The 16,683-nt window shown below is 67.8% G+C and carries 16 protein-coding genes and 1 pseudogene; 11 read left to right on the top strand and 6 right to left on the bottom strand.

The features are described 5' to 3' along the window. Position 1: 1 nt before the first annotated feature. The gene (locus BLP62_RS05095; RefSeq protein ID WP_093006516.1) at positions 2-430 is read right to left on the bottom strand and encodes an OsmC family protein; all 429 of its coding nucleotides are present in this window, start codon (positions 428-430) and stop codon (positions 2-4) included. A gap of 92 nt (positions 431-522) precedes the next feature. Between BLP62_RS05095 and BLP62_RS05090 the strand changes: the two genes are divergently transcribed. The 5 genes from BLP62_RS05090 to truA all read left to right on the top strand — a co-directional run bounded on the left by BLP62_RS05090 (position 523) and on the right by truA (position 5,899). After that, positions 523-1,302, top strand: coding sequence for a metalloenzyme (locus tag BLP62_RS05090; protein WP_093006514.1), 780 nt, complete (start codon positions 523-525; stop codon positions 1,300-1,302). A 68-nt stretch (positions 1,303-1,370) separates the two neighbouring features. Further along, positions 1,371-2,348: an iron ABC transporter substrate-binding protein gene (locus BLP62_RS05085; protein WP_093006512.1), complete on the top strand. Its 978-nt coding sequence runs from the start codon at positions 1,371-1,373 to the stop codon at positions 2,346-2,348. A gap of 1 nt (position 2,349) precedes the next feature. After that, positions 2,350-3,897 carry an ABC transporter permease gene (locus BLP62_RS05080; protein WP_093006510.1) on the top strand — a complete coding sequence of 516 codons (1,548 nt, stop codon included), beginning with the start codon at positions 2,350-2,352 and terminating at the stop codon, positions 3,895-3,897. Continuing rightward, positions 3,876-4,925 carry an ABC transporter ATP-binding protein gene (locus BLP62_RS05075; protein WP_093006508.1) on the top strand — a complete coding sequence of 350 codons (1,050 nt, stop codon included), beginning with the start codon at positions 3,876-3,878 and terminating at the stop codon, positions 4,923-4,925. The genes BLP62_RS05080 and BLP62_RS05075 overlap by 22 nt, the downstream gene beginning before the upstream one ends. A gap of 212 nt (positions 4,926-5,137) precedes the next feature. Beyond that, positions 5,138-5,899, top strand: a complete 762-nt coding sequence (gene truA / locus BLP62_RS05070; RefSeq protein WP_093006506.1) for a tRNA pseudouridine(38-40) synthase TruA — start codon at positions 5,138-5,140, stop codon at positions 5,897-5,899. A 49-nt stretch (positions 5,900-5,948) separates the two neighbouring features. On the opposite strand, the gene BLP62_RS05065 is transcribed toward truA, so the two are convergent. From BLP62_RS05065 to erpA, 4 genes are all read right to left on the bottom strand, one after another. Beyond that, entirely contained in the window at positions 5,949-7,130 is a 1,182-nt protein-coding gene (locus tag BLP62_RS05065; RefSeq protein WP_093006504.1) for an ABC transporter permease, read from the bottom strand. 9 nt (positions 7,131-7,139) lie between these two features. Continuing rightward, positions 7,140-8,150, bottom strand: a complete 1,011-nt coding sequence (locus BLP62_RS05060) for an ABC transporter permease (protein WP_093006502.1) — start codon at positions 8,148-8,150, stop codon at positions 7,140-7,142. Positions 8,151-8,225: 75 nt separating this feature from the next. Continuing rightward, positions 8,226-10,094 (bottom strand): peptide ABC transporter substrate-binding protein, encoded by a 1,869-nt coding sequence (locus BLP62_RS05055; RefSeq protein WP_093006500.1) that lies wholly within the window; start codon positions 10,092-10,094, stop codon positions 8,226-8,228. 120 nt (positions 10,095-10,214) lie between these two features. Then, entirely contained in the window at positions 10,215-10,595 is a 381-nt protein-coding gene (gene erpA / locus BLP62_RS05050) for an iron-sulfur cluster insertion protein ErpA (RefSeq protein WP_093006498.1), read from the bottom strand. A gap of 82 nt (positions 10,596-10,677) precedes the next feature. Here erpA and BLP62_RS05045 point away from each other — a divergent pair, with 82 nt between their 5' ends. The 6 genes and pseudogenes from BLP62_RS05045 to BLP62_RS05020 all read left to right on the top strand — a co-directional run. Then, positions 10,678-11,808: a M24 family metallopeptidase gene (locus BLP62_RS05045; RefSeq protein ID WP_093006496.1), complete on the top strand. Its 1,131-nt coding sequence runs from the start codon at positions 10,678-10,680 to the stop codon at positions 11,806-11,808. A 26-nt stretch (positions 11,809-11,834) separates the two neighbouring features. Beyond that, positions 11,835-12,767: a ribose-phosphate diphosphokinase gene (locus BLP62_RS05040; RefSeq protein WP_093006595.1), complete on the top strand. Its 933-nt coding sequence runs from the start codon at positions 11,835-11,837 to the stop codon at positions 12,765-12,767. Between the two features lie 3 nt (positions 12,768-12,770). Then, complete coding sequence (locus BLP62_RS05035; RefSeq protein WP_093006594.1) at positions 12,771-13,481, top strand: alpha/beta hydrolase; 711 nt, start codon at positions 12,771-12,773, stop codon at positions 13,479-13,481. Beyond that, the gene (locus BLP62_RS05030; RefSeq protein WP_241374147.1) at positions 13,468-14,025 is read left to right on the top strand and encodes a DUF72 domain-containing protein; all 558 of its coding nucleotides are present in this window, start codon (positions 13,468-13,470) and stop codon (positions 14,023-14,025) included. The genes BLP62_RS05035 and BLP62_RS05030 overlap by 14 nt, the downstream gene beginning before the upstream one ends. A 16-nt stretch (positions 14,026-14,041) precedes the next feature. Further along, positions 14,042-15,934 carry a biosynthetic arginine decarboxylase gene (speA, locus tag BLP62_RS05025; RefSeq protein ID WP_093006494.1) on the top strand — a complete coding sequence of 631 codons (1,893 nt, stop codon included), beginning with the start codon at positions 14,042-14,044 and terminating at the stop codon, positions 15,932-15,934. Positions 15,935-16,027: 93 nt separating this feature from the next. Then, positions 16,028-16,381: pseudogene (locus BLP62_RS05020) on the top strand (GGDEF domain-containing protein); the annotation flags it as partial. A gap of 8 nt (positions 16,382-16,389) precedes the next feature. Here BLP62_RS05020 and BLP62_RS05015 read toward each other — a convergent pair. Next, a partial coding sequence (locus BLP62_RS05015; protein ID WP_176758143.1) for a transposase occupies positions 16,390-16,683 on the bottom strand: 294 nt, incomplete at its 5' end.

The following is a 16,683-nucleotide window of genomic DNA, read 5'->3' as shown; positions in this document are numbered from 1 at the left end:
CCTAAAGCAGGCGGGCCGTGAGGGCGATCTCCTTCACCCCCGCCAGGGCCCGGGAGACCGGGCAGCCCTCCTTGGCGGCCTCGGCGATCTCCAGGAACTTCTCCGGGCTGATCCCCGGCACCTCCGCCTCGGTCAGAAGCTCAATCCGGGTGAGGGTGGGCTTGCCGTCCACCATCTCCAGGTGCACCCGGGCCTCGGTGGAGACCCGCTTCGGGGGAAAGCCCTCCCGCTCCAGGCTGGCCGCCAGGGCCATGGAGAAGCACCCCGCGTGGGCCGCGGCGATGAGCTCCTCGGGGTTCGTCCCCTCCCCCTCCTCAAACCGGGAAGGGTAGGAATAGGGCCCCTCAAAGGCCTGGCTCCCGAGCTTCATCGCCCCTTTGCCCGAACGCAACCCGCCTTCCCATACCGCCTTGGCCTTCCTCACCGGCATAAGGACACCTCCTTCCTCAGGATACCCGGGCCTTCCCGTCCCTTTGCAAACCCCGCCACCTTCCCCGCCCCGCTTGGGGGCAGACTAAGGGGGTGCTCTTCCTCTTCGTGGACGGCCTGGGCCTGGGAGAGGCGTTGGAAAGGCTCTTCCCCCTCCTTCTGGAGCTTTCCCCCCACCCCCTGGACGCCACCTTGGGGGTGGAGGGCCTGCCCCAGTCGGGCACGGGGCAGACCGCCCTCCTCACCGGGGAAAACGCCGCGAGGCTCCTCGGCCACCACCAGGGCCCCTTCCCAAGCCCGAGGCTTCGGCCCCTCCTGGCGCAAGGTCTCTACGCCTGGGCCAAGGGAAAGGGCCTAAGGGTCCTCCACGCCAACGGCTACCGCCCGGAGTACCTGCAAAGGGCCACGGGGGGAAGGCGGCTTCTCCTCTCCGCCTTCGCCCAGGCCGCCCGCCTGGCGGGCCTTCCCCTCCTTCCCCTGGGCCACCCCCTGGCCCTTCCCCCCGGCTTCTGGGAGGACCCCTACGGGGCGGGGGCCAAGGCGGCGGCCTTAGCCCGGGCCTTTGACCTCGTGGTCTTGGAGTACTGGGCCCTGGACCTCGCCGCCCACCGCCACCCCGAAAGCCTTCGCGAGCGCTTCCGGGAGCTCACCCTTTTCCTCCAGGGCTTTCTCGCCGAAGGCGGCGTCCTCCTCCTGGCCTCGGACCACGGCAACGCCGAGGAGCCCTGGCATCCCCACCACACCCGAAACCCCGTGCCCCTGGTCTACACGGGAAACCCCCTCCCTCCCCCGCCCGGGGACCTCACGGGGGTCTTCCCCTGGTTGCAAACGATTATCGCTTCTAAAGTCCATAAATCCGACCGGAATACTTGACTTTCTCCCCGCCCCGGGGTACCCTCCTTCCCGGGAGAGGCCTCTCCTGAAGACGAAGGAGGTATCCGGTGAAGCGACTCTTCCTCACCCTGGCAGCTTTCTCGGCCCTAGGCGCCTTGGCCCAGACCCTCACGGTCTACTCCGGGCGGGGGCAGAGCCTGGTGGAGCCCCTGGTCAAGGGGTTTGAGGCGGAAACCGGCCTCCGGGTACAGGTGCGCTACGGCACCGACGCCCAGATCCTCGCCGCCCTCCAGGAGGAGGGAAACCGCTCCCCGGCGGACGTGCTTTGGCTCAACACCTCCGGGGCCCTGGGCCAGGCGGCGGCCAAGGGGCTCCTTCGGCCTTTGGGGGAAAGCCTTTTGGGAAAGCCCCTGGGCTTCGTCCCCGGCTCCAAGGCCTGGGTACCGGTCACGATGCGGCTCCGGGTGCTGGCCTACAACCCCAATAAGGTCAAGGCCGAGGAGCTTCCCCAAAGCCTCCTGGACCTTCCCCGCTTCGCCCGGGAGAAGGGGCTTCGGGTGGGCTGGACCCCCACCTACTCCAGCTTCCAGGACATGGTGGCCGGGATCCTCGCCCTCCACGGGGAGGCCAAGGCCCGGGAGTGGCTCCTCGCCATGAAGGCCCTCGCCCCCAAGGCCTACCCCTCCAACCCGGCCATGCTGGACGCCATCCGGGCCGGGGAGATAGACCTCGGCTCCACCAACCACTACTACGTGGTGCGCTTCCGCCGGGCGGGGTACAACCTGGGCCTGCACCACTTCAAGGAGGGGGACGTGGGCAACCTGGCCCTGGTGACGGGGGCAGGCATCCTGAAGACGAGCAAGAACCTCGCCGCGGCCACCCGCTTCCTCACCTACCTCCTCTCCCCCAAGGCCCAGCAGTACTTCGTGGGCAACATCGGGGAGTACCCCCTGGTGAAGGGGGTGGTGCTGGACCCCAACCTCCTGCCCCTGGAGGAGGCCCTGGCCAAAAGCCCCAGGCTGGACTTTGAGAAGCTTCCCCTGGAGCAGGCCCTGAGGCTTCTCCGGGAGCTCGGCATCCTCTAGCATGACCCTAAGGCTTCCCCACCTCCCAGGGCTTCTCCCCTTCCTCCTCCCCGCCCTCCTCACGGGGGGTGGGGTGGCCCTGCCCCTGGTCTACCTGGTCCTCCGGGCCCTCGAGGCCGACCCCCTGGCCCTTCGGGAGATCCTCCTCCGGCCCAAGAACCTGGAGCTTCTTTGGAACACCCTGGCCCTTCTCCTCGGGGTCCTCCTCCTCACCACCCTCCTCGCCCTGCCCCTGGCCTTCCTCACCACCCGCACGGACCTCAAGGGCAAGCGCCTCCTGGCCCTCCTCCTCGCCCTGCCCCTGGCCCTTCCCGGGTACGTGGGGGCCTTCGTGCTCCTGGCGGCCACGGGGCCCGGGGGGGTGCTGCCCCTGCCCCGGCTGGAGGGGTACTGGGGGGCGCTTCTGGTCCTCTCCTTCATCACCTACCCCTACCTTTTCCTCTCCCTGCGGGCCGCCTTCCTGGGCCTGGACCCCTCCTTGGAAGAGGCGGCCCGGAGCCTGGGCCAGACCCCCCTTCAGGCCTTCTTCAAGGTCACCCTGCCCCAGCTCCTCCCCGCCCTCCTCTCCGGCCACCTCCTGGTGGGGCTCCACGTCCTGGGGGAGTTCGGCACGGTGAGCCTCCTGAAGTACGAGACCTTCTCCTACGCCATCTACCTGCAGTACAACGCCGCCTTTGACCGGGTGTACGCCGCCTGGCTCGCCCTCTTCCTCCTCCTCCTCACGGGGGGGCTCCTCCTCCTGGAAGGCCTTCTCCTCCGCCGCCTCGCCCTGGCCCGCACGGGCAAGGGCTCAAGCCGCCAGGCTAAGCCCGTGCGCCTCGGGCCCTGGGCCCCCCTCGCCTACCTCCTGGCCCTGGCGCCCGTCCTTTTAGGCCTGGCCCTCCCCTTTTACGCCCTTTTCCACCTGGCGAGCCGCTTCCCCCGGGAAGGCCTAGGGGGGCTTTACGAGGCCCTCTTCCACTCCGCCCTGGCCGCCTTTCCCGCCGCCTTGCTGGCCGTGGGCATGGCCCTGCCCCTGGCCTACCTGGGGGTGCGCTACCCCTCCTTCGCCGCCTCCTTCCTGGAGCGCCTGGCCTACCTGGGCTACGCCATCCCCCCCTTGGCCTTCGCCCTGGCCTGGATTTTCTTCAGCCTGCGGAGCCTCCCCTTCCTCTACGGGAGCCTGGCCCTCCTGGTCCTGGTCCTGGCCTTCCACCTTCTGGCGGAGACCCTGGGCCCCATCCGCAGCGCCCTGCGCCAGGTGCCGAGGAGGCTCGAGGAGGCGGCGAGGACCCTGGGGGAGACCCCCACCCGGGCCTTCTTCCGCGTCACCTTCCCCCTCCTTTGGCGGGGGGTGGCGGCGGGGGGGGCCTTGGCCTTCATGGGGGCGGTGAAGGAGCTTCCCATCACCCTGCTCCTCGCCCCCATGGGCTACAGCACCCTTTCCACCCGGGTTTTCGGCTACACTCAGGAGGCCATGTTCGCCGAGGCCGCCCCCTTCGCCCTCCTCATCGCCCTCCTCTCGGCGGCCTTCGTGGGGGTGTTGCTTTGGAGCGAGCGCCGCTTCTAGAACTCCAGGGGATCCGCAAGCGCTTCGGTGGCCTCGAGGTGCTGAAGGGGGTGGACCTCCGGGTCTACCCCGGGGAGATCCTGGCCCTCTTGGGGCCTTCGGGCTGCGGCAAGACCACCCTCCTCAGGGTCATCGCCGGGCTGGAAGCCCCCGACGCCGGCCGGGTCCTCCTCCAGGGGCAAGACGTCACCCTCCTTCCCCCGGAAAGGCGGGGCGTGGGCTTCGTCTTCCAGGACTACGCCCTCTTCCCCCACCTCAGCGCCTTGGGCAATGTGGCCTTCGGCCTCAAGGGGAAGGACCGCCTCCAAAGGGCGCAAAAGGCCCTGGAGCGGGTGGGCATGACCCTCTTCCAAAACCGCAAGCCCCACGAGCTTTCCGGCGGGCAGCAACAGCGCATCGCCCTGGCCCGGGCCCTGGCCCCGGGGCCCAAGCTGGTGCTCCTGGACGAGCCCTTCTCCAGCCTGGACGCGGGGCTTAGGGCCGCCACCCGGGAAGAGGTGCGCAAGGTCCTGAAGGAGACGGGCACCACCGCCCTCCTGGTCACCCACGACCAGGAGGAGGCCCTCTCCTTCGCCGACCGCCTGGGGGTGATGCGCGGGGGGGAGCTTTTGCAGGTGGGCACCCCCGAGGAGGTCTACCTGCGGCCCAGGACCCCCTTCGTGGCCCAGTTCCTGGGCCGCACCAACCTCCTTCCCGGGGAGGGCAAGGGGGGGTATGCGGAAACCTGCCTGGGCCCGGTGCCCCTGGCCGAGCCCGCCTTCGGGCCCCTCCTCCTCTCCCTGCGCCCCGAGGCCTTGAGGCTCGCTCCCCCGGGGGAAGGCCCCTTGGGGGAGGTGGTGGCCCGGGAGTTCAAGGGGCACGACCTCACCTACCGGGTGCGCCTCTTAGGACCCGTGGACCGGGAGGTGCTGGTGCAGGAAAGCCCCGGGGCCCCCTACCGGGTGGGGGACCGGGTAGGGCTTAGGGTGGTGGGGGAGGGGGTGGCCCTGGAGGGCCACCCCTCCAAGGCCCCCGTGGGCGCGGATTAAGTGCCCCACCGCGGCTTTCGCCGCGGTGGGGGCCCCAAAAGAACCTCCCCGAGCCTTATTTCGGGCAATCCGTGTTGCGAAATCAACGTGCAACCACTTAAGTATCCCGCTCTGGCTTGTGCCAGAGCGGGGGCCCCAAGAGAGGCTTCGCAAAGCCTGACCTCCGGCGTCCCCTGTGGCGAAATCAAGGCGGGGGCACTTAAGCTTTGGGCGTGCGCCGCATCCTCCTCCTCACGGAATACGACGGCACCCGCTTCGCCGGGCTCCAGCGGCAGCGGGAGGGCCTCCGCACCGTGCAGGGCGAGCTGGAAAGGGTCCTGCCCCAAATCGGCGCCCTCCCCAAGGCCGTGGCCGCGGGGCGCACGGACGCCGGGGTGCACGCCCTGGCCATGCCCTTCCACGTGGACCTCGAGGGGAGGATCCCCGTGGCGAAGGTGCCCGAGGCCCTAAACCGCCTCCTCCCCGAGGACCTCAAGGTGGTGGGGGCGAGGGAGGTGGCCCAGGACCTCCACGCCCGCAAGGACGCCCTCTGGCGGGCCTACCGCTACCGGGTCTTGGTGAGGCCCTACCCTTCTCCCCTCCTCCGCCACCGGGCGCTTTGGGTAAGGAGGCCTTTGGACCTCCTCGCCATCCGGGAGGCCCTTCCCCTTCTCCTCGGGCGGCACAACTTCCTGGGCTTCGCCAAGGAGGAGACCCGGGAGGGCACCCGGGAGCTCTTGGAGGCCAGGGTGGAGGAGGCGGAGGGAGAAGGGGGGCTCGAGGTCCACTTCACCTTCAAGGGGCGAAGCTTCCTCCGGGGGCAGGTGCGGGGCATGGTGGGCACCCTTTTGGAAGTGGGGCTAGGAAAGCGGCCTCCAGAAAGCCTTAAGGCCATCCTGGAGACGGGGGACCGCCGCCTGGCGGGCCCCACCGCCCCGGCCCACGGCCTCTACTTCGTGGAGGCCGCCTACCCGGAGGAGAAGCTCAGCCCCTAAGCCCCTAGCCAAAACTCCTGTGCGGGCTTAAGCCCGCACAGGAGTGGCCTTAAAGGCGGCTCCTTGGGTCCAAGGCGTCCCTAAGCCCGTCCCCCAGGTAGTTGAAGGCCAGAACCGTGATGAAGATCATGAAGCCCGGCGGCAGGGCGAGCCAAGGGGCGGTGAAGATGTACTCCTGGGCGTTGGTGAGCATGTTCCCCCAGGTGGCCACCGGGGGCTGGATGCCAAAGCCCAGGAAGGAAAGGGCAGCCTCGGTGAGGATGGCCCCGCCAATCTGCAAGGTGGCCTGGACGATCAGGGGGGCCAAGGTGTTCGGGACCAGGTGGCGGAACATGATGCGGGCGTCCGTGGCCCCCAGGGCCTGGGCGGCGGTGACGTAGTCCTGCTCCCTTAAGGAAAGGATGTTCCCCCGCACCAGCCGGGCGGTGCCCAACCAGCCGAAGAGGACCAGGATGGCGATGATGATGAAGACGCTGGCCGCATCCCCAAACACCCCCTGGGCCCACTGGCCCACCTTGACTCCGGGGTCCCGCAGGAGGGCCGAGAGCACCAGGAGAAGGGGCAGGGTGGGGATGGTGAGCATGAAGTCAATGAGGCGGCTAATGGCCACGTCCAGGTCCAGGCGGATCTCCCCCTTAAGCCCAAACCAAGCGGCCCAAAGCACCAGGGCCAGGGTCAGGCCAAACCCCAGGTAGCTCCCCGGGCTTCCCGCCTGGATCCCATCCTTGGCCAGGGCCCAGGCGATGGAAAGGGCCAGGTAGAGCACCCCGTAGTAGAGGAACCAGGAAAATACCCGCCACAGGGCGAAGCTCCAAGGGTAAAACCCCTCCCGCTCCCGGCGCAAGGGGCCCAGGTAAAATCTCAAGGGGCGCCCGGAGAAGTACCCCGCCAGCGTCCCCATGATGGTCCCCAGAATCACGCTGGAAAAGGCCACGGCAAAGCCCACCAGCAAGGAGATGCGGGAGCCATAGATGATGCGGGAAAGCACGTCCCGCCCCAGGTCGTCCGTGCCCAGGGGGTGCTCGGGGGAAGGGGGCAGGAAGTAGTAGGCCCCCACGTCCTCGCCCGTGGGCTGGGCCGTGGGGTCGTAGGGGGCGATCCATGGAGCAAACAGGGCCATGAGGACGAGGAGAACGATGACCACCAGGCTCGCCATGGCCATCTTGTGCCGCCGGAGACGGCGCCAGAAGAGGCTGAAGAAGGTTCGGGGCTTAGGGGATGCGGTCGCCATAAGACACCTCTAGCTGTAACGGATCCGGGGATCCACCACCGCGTAGGCCAGGTCCGCCAGGAGGTTGAAAAGGGCGGTCATGAGGGCCAAGAAGGCCAGGGCCGCCATGGCCACGTTGTAGTCCTTCTCCACCAAGGCGTCAAAGATGGCCCGGCCCATCCCGGGGTAGCTGAAGATGGTTTCGGTGATGGTGGCCCCGCCCAATACCCCGGGAATGGCCAGACCCACCAGGGTCACGATGGGGATAAGGGCGTTCCTCAGCGCGTGCTTGTAAAGGACCACCCGCTCCGAAAGCCCCTTGGCCCGGGCGGTGCGGATGTAGTCCTGGGAAAGCACCTCCAGCAAGGAAGCCCGCATGAACCGGGTCCACTCCGCCATCTGCAAGGAGGAAAGGGCGATGACCGGCAGGATGAGGTGCCAGGCCCATTGCCCCAGGAAGTACCAAAAGCTTATCGCCCCCGAGCGCACGTCCTCCCAGAGCACCCCGGGCACCCCCCCGGTGGGGAAACGGGGGAAGCCCGGGATGTGGTCGGGAAGCCAAATGGCGAAGAGGTAGAGGAGGAGGATCCCCAGGAAGAAGACCGGCATGGAGAAGCCCACGAAGGAGAGGAAGGTGATGGCGTAGTCGGCCAGGGAGTACTGCCGCACGGCGGAGAAGACCCCCACGGGGATGGCCACCACAAGGGCCAGGGTAAGGGCCAGGCCCGAAAGGAGGAGGGTCTTGGGCAGGCGTTGCACGAAGATGTACTCCGCCGCGGGGATCCCGTAGGTGCGGCTATAGCCCAAGTCCCCCTGGACCGCCCGGGAAAGCCACTTGAAGTAGCGGATGTGGAGGGGCTGGTCCAGGCCGTAGGCCCGCTTCAAAGCCTCAAACTGCTCGGCGGTGATGCGGGGATTCTGCCGCCTGAGCTCGTCCAGGGGATCCCCCGGTTGCAGGGCCAGGAGGGCGTAGATGACCACGCTGGCCGCAAGGAGAAGGGGGATCATCTGCAAAAGCCGGCGCACCGTGTAGGCGAACACTCTTGTACCTCCCGTTTATGGCACTCAAAAAGCCCGCTGGGCTTTAGCCCAGCGGGCCCCACTATACCACCCAGGCTACTTGACGGAAAGGGCGTACTTCGCCTGGTCCCACTTCTTCACGGCCCCGCGGCTCTCCCAGCCGATCTCCCAGGCGTTCCAGCCGGGGTAGCCGTAGCCGCCGGAGTAGGCGCTGGCCACGTAGTTCACGAGGCCCTTCCGCACCACGTAGGGGTTGGCGCGGAAGTAGAGGGGAAGCGCGGGAAGCTCCTCGGCCCAGATCTCCTGGGCGCGGGCGAAGAGGGCCTTGCGCTTGGCCTCGTCAAACTCCAGGACGGCCTGGCTCGTCAGGCGGTCAAACTCGTCGTTCCGCCAGCCGCCGATGTTCTGGCCCTGGTAGTTGTTCTCCTTGGTGGGGACCATGATGGCCCCGGTGTTCAGGTTCTTGTACTGGAAGAGGCCACCGTCCTCCTGCAGGTTGGAGACCCAGGCGAACTCAAACATCCCGGTCCACTTGCACTCGCTGGCCCGCTGGATGTAGTCGTCGGCGAAGACCACGGCGGAGGGAGCGTTGTTGATCTTGACGGCGATGCCGATCTTCTTGAGGTCCTCGGCGAAGAACTGCTGGGTGCGCTCGCGGATGGCGTTGCCGGCGGTGGTGACGTACTCAATCTCAAAGCGCACGGTGCGCCCGCCCACGGTGCGCTGGAGGATGCCGTCCGGCCCCTTCCTCCAGCCCATCTCCGCCAGGAGGGCCTCGGCCTTCTTCAGGTCAAACTCGTACTTCTTCACGTTGGGGTTGAAGAGGGGGTTGACGGGGGCAATCCAGGTGTGGGCCACGGGCTGGAGGCCGTCAAAGAAGGCCTTCACCAGGCCCTCCCGGTTCAGGGCGTGGAGGATGGCCTGGCGGGTGCGCTTGTCGTTCAGGCCGAGATCGCGCACCGTCTGGCAGTTCTCAAACTTGTTGATGTCAATGTGCTCCCAAATGGCCCCGGGCACGAACCAGATGTCAAAGCGGCCGGGGGCGCGGGAGGTGAGCTGCTTGGACCGGGCCTGGTCAAAGGTGAGGGAGACGCTGGAGGTGGCGTCAATGGAGCCGCCGATCACCGCCACCAGGAGGGAGTTGGTGTTCTGGATGAAGCGGTAGACCACCTTCTGCACGTACTTGCTCTCCCCGCCCTCGGGCTTGATGGGGAAGTTGGGGTTCCGCTCCATCTCAATGGAGTTCCCCGGCACCCAGCGCTTCAGCTTGAAGGGCCCGGAGTAGACCATGGCCCCGCGGTTCAGCGCCTGGGGGGTGGCGAACTTGAGGAAGAAGTTGCGGTAGAGCTCGTTGAGCTTCTCCGCGTCCTTGTCGGAGTCCAGGCCCCGGGCCGCGGCCTTCACCTTCTCCCACTCGGGCCCCATGATGTGCTTGGGGGCGTAGCCGATGGGGGAGCCGTAGGTGTCGTAGTAGTAGGCGGGCTCAAAGATCACGGTAAAGTTGCGGGCGTCCTTAACGCGGAGGTTCACCCGCTCCCAGTAGTCGGGGTTCAGCACGGGCATCCCCTTGGCCTTGCCCACCTCAAAGTAGAACTGGACGTCCTCCGTGGTGATGGGCTTGCCGTCGGACCAGCGGGCATCGGGGCGGATGGTGAGGTCCATCTCTAGGCGCTTCTTGCCCCCGCCGATGTCCGTAACCCGCAGGCGGCCGTTTTGCTGGGTGGGCACCTGCGTGGCCAAAACGGGGAAGTTCTCGCTGTTGGCGTTGAAGCCGATGAGGGGCGCGAAGAGGTACTGCTCAATCTCGCTCTTGATGGACTGGTTGGAGATGACGCTGAGGAAGTCCCCCGCCAGCACCCTGGGCTCCTGGGAAGCCCCGATCACCAGGCTGTTGTCCTGAGGCCCCGCCAGGGCCAGGCCCAAGGCAGTTATACCGAGTACAGCCAGCTTGCCTACCTTCTGCATACCGCCTCCTTTCGTGGCACCGTCTAAGTGGCCGAGGCCATTATACGACCCGCCGGGTTAAGGTCAACCGGGAAAAAGCTAAAGGGGCCCTCAGGCAGGGCCCCCCGAAGGAACCGGGGTTTAATGGCCGCAGGCGCGGGCTTCCCCTTCCTGGTCCTTGGTGCGGAAGGAGTGGCCGCAGCCGCAGGTGCTGGCGGCGTTTGGGTTGTGAACCGTGAACCCGCCCCCCATGAGGCTCTCCACCCAGTCAATCTCCGAGCCCACCAGGTAGGGCAAGGACATGGGGTCCACCACGAGCCGCACCCCGTGCATCTCCACGAAGGTGTCCCCCTCGAGCTCCCTCTCGTCCACGGCCATGCCGTACTGGAAGCCCGAGCACCCTCCAGACTTGATGTAGACGCGAATGGCCGCGCCTTCCTTGCCGTAGCGGGCGAGGATCTCCTTGGCCTTCTCCGCCGCCAGGGGGGTGATGCGGATGACCGCCTCCTGTGCCTCTACCATGCTCCTCCCTCCCTACCCGTAAGCCTAGCACGGCAGGGGTAGGGAAAGGTGAGGCGACGCCCACTCGGGATACCATGGGGGCATGGACCTTCCCCGCGTGCAGGAAGTCTTGAAGGAGGAAGGCCTCGAGGGCTGGCTCCTCCTCTCCTTCGGAAGGAGCAACCCCCTGGCCCTCGAGGTCCTGGGCCTTTCCTCCCTCCACCTCACCCGCCGCTTCGCCTACCTCATCCCCCGGGAAGGGGCGCCCACCCTCCTCAGCCACGCCATTGAGGCAAGCCTCTTCCCTCCCCTCCCCGGAAACCGGAGGACCTACCACACCTGGCGGGGCTTCGTGGAGAGCCTTTCCGAAACCCTTTCGGGGCTTCGGCGCGTGGCCTTGGAGTACGTCCCGGGGGGGCAGATCCCCTACCTCTCCCGGGTGGACGGGGGCACCCTGGACCTCCTCCGGGGGATGGGGGTGGAGGTGGCCTCCTCCTGGCCCCTCCTCCTCCTCTTCCAGACCTGGGACGAAGGGAAGCTGCAAAGCCACCGCAAGGCGGCGGCGGGCCTCGCCCGGGCCAAGGACCTGGCCCTGGAGTTCCTGCGCCAAAACCCCAGGGCGAGGGAACGGGAGGTCCAGGGGGTGCTCGTGCGGGCCCTGGAGGCGGAGGGGCTCGTCTTTGACCACCCCCCCATGGTGGCCTTCGGGCGAAACGCCGCCAACCCCCACCACGAACCCACGGATAAGCCCTTGGAGGAGGGGGAGGTGGTCCTTTTGGACCTCTGGGCCAAGGCCCCCGGGGGGGTCTACGCCGACCTCACCTGGATGGCGGGGAAAAGGCCCCCGGAGGCGGCCCACCGGGCCTTCCGGGCGGTGGCCCGGGCGCGGGACGAGGCCATCGCCTTCGTGGAAAAGGCCTACCGGGAAGGCCGCTACCCTAAGGGCTTTGAGGTGGATCGCCTGGCCCGCAAGGTCCTGGAGGAGGAGGGCTACGGCCCCTACGTCCGCCACCGCACCGGGCACAACCTGGGGGAGGAGGTCCACGGCTCTGGGCCCCACCTGGACGACCTGGAAACCCACGACTTCCGCCCCTTGGTGCCGGGATTGGCCTTCACCGTGGAGCCCGGGGTGTACCTGGAAGGCTTCGGCGTGCGCACCGAGGTGAATGTCTACCTCCACCCCACGGGCCTCGAGGTCACCACCCCCCTTCAGGAGGCCATCACCCCCCTTTAGGGGGGCGTGGTATCTTGGGGGACGGCATGGACCGCCCCCTCCTGATCTTCTCCGGCCAGTCCAACCGCGCTTTGGCCCAGGCCATCGCCGAGGCCCTTGGCCTCCCCTTGGGGAAGAGCACCACCTTGCGCTTCGCCAACGACAACCTCTTCGTGCGCTACGAGGAAAGCCTCCGGGAAGGCGACGTCTTCATCGTCCAGTCCCTCACCCCGCCGGTGCAGGACCACCTGATGGAGCTCCTCATGATGATTGACGCCGCCAAGGGGGCGAGCGCCGCCCGGGTCACCGCCGTCATCCCCTACTTCTCCTACGCCCGAAGCGACAAAAAGGACGCCCCCCGCATCTCCATCACCGCGCGGCTCGTCGCCGACCTCCTGCAGACGGCGGGGGCCGACCGGGTCCTCACCATGACCCTCCACTCCCCCCAGGTCCACGGCTTCTTCAAGATCCCCGTGGACCACCTCTCCGCCGAACCGGTGATCGCCAACCACTTCGCCACCCGGGTGGACCTGGAAAACGCCGTGGTGGTGGCCCCGGACGCGGGGGACCTCAAGCGGGCGAGCTCCCTCGCCCGCCGCCTCCACCTGCCCCTGGCCTTCATAGACAAGGAGCGGGTCTCCGACACGGAGGTGCGGGTGCGGATGCTGGTGGGGGAGGTGAAGGGGAAGACGGCCCTCATCGTGGACGACGAGATCTCCACCGCGGGAAGCCTGGTGGAGGCGGTGGAGGCCCTCCTGCAGGCCGGGGCCAGGGAGGTCTACGCCGCCGCCACCCACGGGGTCTACGTGGGCCCGGCCCTGGAGAGGATCGCCAAAAGCCCCGTGAAGGAGGTGGCCGCCACGGACACCTGCCCCCCCAAGGAAGGCCCCAAGCTCAAGACCCTCACCGTGGCCCCCCTCTTCGCCGAGGCCATCTGGCGGATCCATAGGGGGGAGTCGGTGTCCAGCCTTTTTACCTAGATGATGCGGACCGAGCGGCTCACCTTGGCGGGGCTTTCCGTCCTCGCCCGGACCTCCGAGGCGCCCAAAGCCCTCCTCCTCGCCCTCCACGGCCTTCAAGGCTCCAAGGAGCACATCCTCTCCCTCCTTCCCGGCTACGCGGAACGGGGCTTCCTCCTCCTCGCCTTTGACGCCCCAAGGCACGGGGAAAGGGAGGGCCCTCCCCCCTCCTCTAAGAGCCCCCGGTACGTGGAGGAGGTCTACCAGGTGGCCTTGGGCTTCGCCGAGGAGGCCCGGAGGGTGGCGGAGGAGGCAGAGAGGCGCTTCGGCCTCCCCCTCTTCCTCGCCGGGGGGAGCCTGGGGGCCTTCGTGGCCCACCTCCTCCTTTCCGAGGGCTTCCGGCCTCGAGGGGCCCTCGCCTTCATCGGCTCGGGCTTTCCCATGAAGCTCCCCCAGGGCCAAAAGGTGGAAGACCCCAGGGTCCAGGCGCTCTACGAGAGGCCGCCCGCCCTCCGGGGAGAGGCCTACGGGGGCGTGCCCCTCCTCCACCTCCACGGCACCAAGGACCTCATCGTCCCCCTGGAGCGGATGGAGAAGACCTTGGAGGCCCTGAGGCCCCACTACCCCGAAGGCCGCCTGGCCCGCTTCGTGGAGGAGGGGGCGGGGCACACCCTCACCCCCCTCATGGCCCGGGTGGGCCTGGCCTTCTTGGAGCACTGGCTTGAAGCCCGCTAGGGAAGGGATCTTGGTGGGGCTAAAGGGCTACCGGGGCTTCCCCGGGGGGTTCAAGGCCTACCGCAAGGCCTTCCCCACGGTGGAGCTTTCCTGGTGGCACCGGGTGGGGGACTTAAGGACCATAAGCCGCCTAAGGGCCTTGGCCCCGGAGGGGTTCCGCTTCAGCGTGGTGGGCCACAAGCACCTCACCTTCTGCCCCACCGGGGAAGAGCGGCGCACCCTGCGCCGCTTCCTGAGGAGGTTCCGGCGCTTCGGGGACAAAGCGGGGGCGGTCCGCCTCCTGGTGCCCGAGGTGGCTCCCGAGGCCTTCGCCGCCTGGCTTGACCTTCTGGAGGAGGTGCTAAAGGAGGTGGGCCCCGTCCCCCTGGCCTTCCAGGCCCCCGGGGACCTAAAGCCCCTCCTGCGCTCCCGGGGCCATGTCCTGGTCAACGAAGGCGGGGGGCCTTTCCTCTACCTGGTGGACCCGGCGGAGGTTCCCGAGGGGGAGGGGTACCTTTACCGAAGCCACCCTTCCCAAGAGGAGGCATCCGCCCTACACTCATAGCGGAGGTTGACCCGGGTTGCGAACGGCCAAGCGCTTCACCCCCAAGGAGGCGGAGGAGATCTACCTGGTGCCCCACTGGAGCGCGGGGTTTTTCCGCGTGGGGCGGGACGGGGAGATGGAGGTGACCCCCCTGGGCCCCGGGGGGCCTTCGGCCTCCCTCCTGGAGATCGTGGAGGCCCTGAGGGACGAGGGGAGGCCCCTGCCCCTGGTGCTCCGCTTTCCCCAGATCCTCGAGGCCCGGATCCGGGCCCTCAACGAGGCCTTCCGGGAGGCCATGGCCAAGTACGGCTACCAGGGCGCCTACCGGGGGGTCTACCCGGTGAAGGTGAACCAGCGCCGCCTGGTGCTGGAGACGGTGGCCAAGGCGGGGAAGGCCTACCACTACGGCCTCGAGGCGGGGAGCAAACCCGAGCTCGCCCTCATCCTGGCCCAGGACCTCTCCGAGGAGGCCCTCATCACCACCAACGGCTTCAAGGACGACGACTTCATCCGCCTGGCCCTCATGGGGAGGAAGCTCGGCCGGAACGTGGTGATCACCCTGGAGAAGTTCGCCGAGCTCTCCCGGGTGGTCCGCCTCTCCCGGGAGCTCGGCGTGAAGCCCCTTCTGGGCATCCGCTACAAGCTCAAGGCCAAGGGGGCGGGGCAGTGGGAGGCCTCTGGGGGCGAAAACGCCAAGTTCGGCCTCACCACCCCGGAGATCGTGCAGGCGGTGGAAATCCTCAAGGAGGCGGACCTCTTAGACGCCCTGGTCATGGTCCACGCCCACATCGGCAGCCAGGTCACGGACATCCGCAGGATCAAGGCGGCGGTGCGGGAGGCCGCCCAGACCTACGTGCAGCTCAGGAAGCTCGGGGCTCCCCTCCGCTACCTCAACCTGGGCGGGGGCCTGGCCGTGGACTACGACGGCTCCAAGACCAACTTCTACGCCTCGGCCAACTACACCCTCTCCGAGTACGCCGAGGACCTGGTCTACGTGACCAAGGAGGTGGTGGAAGGGCACGGGGAGCCCCACCCCATCCTGGTCACGGAGTCGGGCCGGGCCGTCACCGCCTACCACGAGGTCCTGGTCCTGGAGGTCATTGACGTCATCACCCCGCCCGGGGAGAAGAAGCCCCCGGCCCCTCCCGAGGAGGCCCACCCCCTGGTCAAGGAGCTTTGGGAAGGGCTTTTAAGCCTCGGCCCCAAGAACTTCCGCGAGGTCTACCACGACGCCTTCGCGGACAAGGAGACCCTCCAGACCCTCTACGACCTCGGGCTCGTGTCCCTAAAGGACCGCGCCCTGGCGGAGGAGATCTTCTACCACATCGCCCGCAAGGTCTACGCCCTGGTAGGGGAGCTCCCCTACGCCCCCGACGAGTTTGAGGACCTGGAGAAGCTCCTCGCCGACAAGCTCGTGTGCAACTTCTCCATCTTCCAAAGCCTCCCCGACGCCTGGGCCATCCACCAGCTCTTCCCCATCGTGCCCCTAAGCCGCCTCCACGAGCCCCCCACCCGCCAGGCCACCCTGGTGGACATCTCCTGCGACTCGGACGGCAAGATAGACCGCTTCATTGACCTCCACGACGTGCGCCAGACCCTCCCCGTCCACGCCGTGCGCCCCGGGGAGCCCTACTACCTGGGGGTCTTCCTGGTGGGGGCCTACCAGGACGTCCTGGGGAGCAACCACAACCTCTTCGGCCAGGTGGGGGAGGCCCACGTGCGGGTGGACGAGGAGGGCTTCGCCATAGAGCGCTTCGTCCCCGGGGAGACCGCCGAGAAGGTCATTGAGAAGATGGGCTTCACCGCCAGGGAGCTGACCCTGGGGGTGGAGCGCCTGGTGCGGCAAAGCCGCCTCTCCCCCGCGGAGAAGGGGGCTTTTTTGGAGCGGTACGCCCGGGAGCTCCAGGGGTACACCTACCTCGAGGACTGAGGGCCTAGCCGTGGATTGGGCCGCAAGGGACCCCTGGGTTGGGCCCTTAGGCCGTTAAGCCCCGGTTAAGGGGGGCCCGGGGAAAATGCGCCCATGGCCTCCGGGGGAGTGAGGTACACTGAAAGGAGTTTGCACCCCACCCTCGAGCTCCTGGACCCCTTGAACCCGCTTCGGCGGCGGATGGCCCTTTGGCTTCTCCCCCTGGGAGCCCTCCTCGCGGGGGTAGCCTACTGGGCCTCGAGGCCGGGGGGCGTGGACCCCGTGGACCGGGTCTTCCTGCCCCTGATGGGGATAGGCTTCCTCCTCCTCGCCCTTCTCCTTTGGCGCCTTCCTTCCTCGGCCCGATGGGCCATCCCCACCGCCCACGCCCTCGTCGCCTCCTACCTCCTCTCCACCCTGAGCTACCAGCTCCTCTTCCAGCCCAACCCCCAGGGCCTTTCCCCCGCCGGGTCGTGTCAAGAGTTATGTGTAAGAGTCTGTGTACGGGGGGCATACCGCTCCTGAAGCATCTTCTCCAGCACCTCCTTCACCTCCGAGAACCCCTTTAGTTTCCGTTCTGCCCACCTCCCCTCTTGCCTCTCTGACTCCAGGTAAAGGAGCTTGTATACCGCCTCCGCCTTGGGAAACTTGTGGTCCCGCACCTTCGTCCCACGCCGCACTTCCCGGATAAACCGCTCCATCAGGTTGGTGCTCCGCAAGTACGGCCAAAGCACCTTGGGGTACCCGTAGAACCGCAGGAAGGCCCCCGA

The organism is Thermus arciformis, from assembly GCF_900102145.1.
GTDB classification, from domain to species: Bacteria; Deinococcota; Deinococci; order Deinococcales; family Thermaceae; genus Thermus; species Thermus arciformis.
The sequence above is the reverse complement of the archived record's forward strand: the minus strand, read 5'-3'. Positions and strand labels throughout refer to the sequence as shown.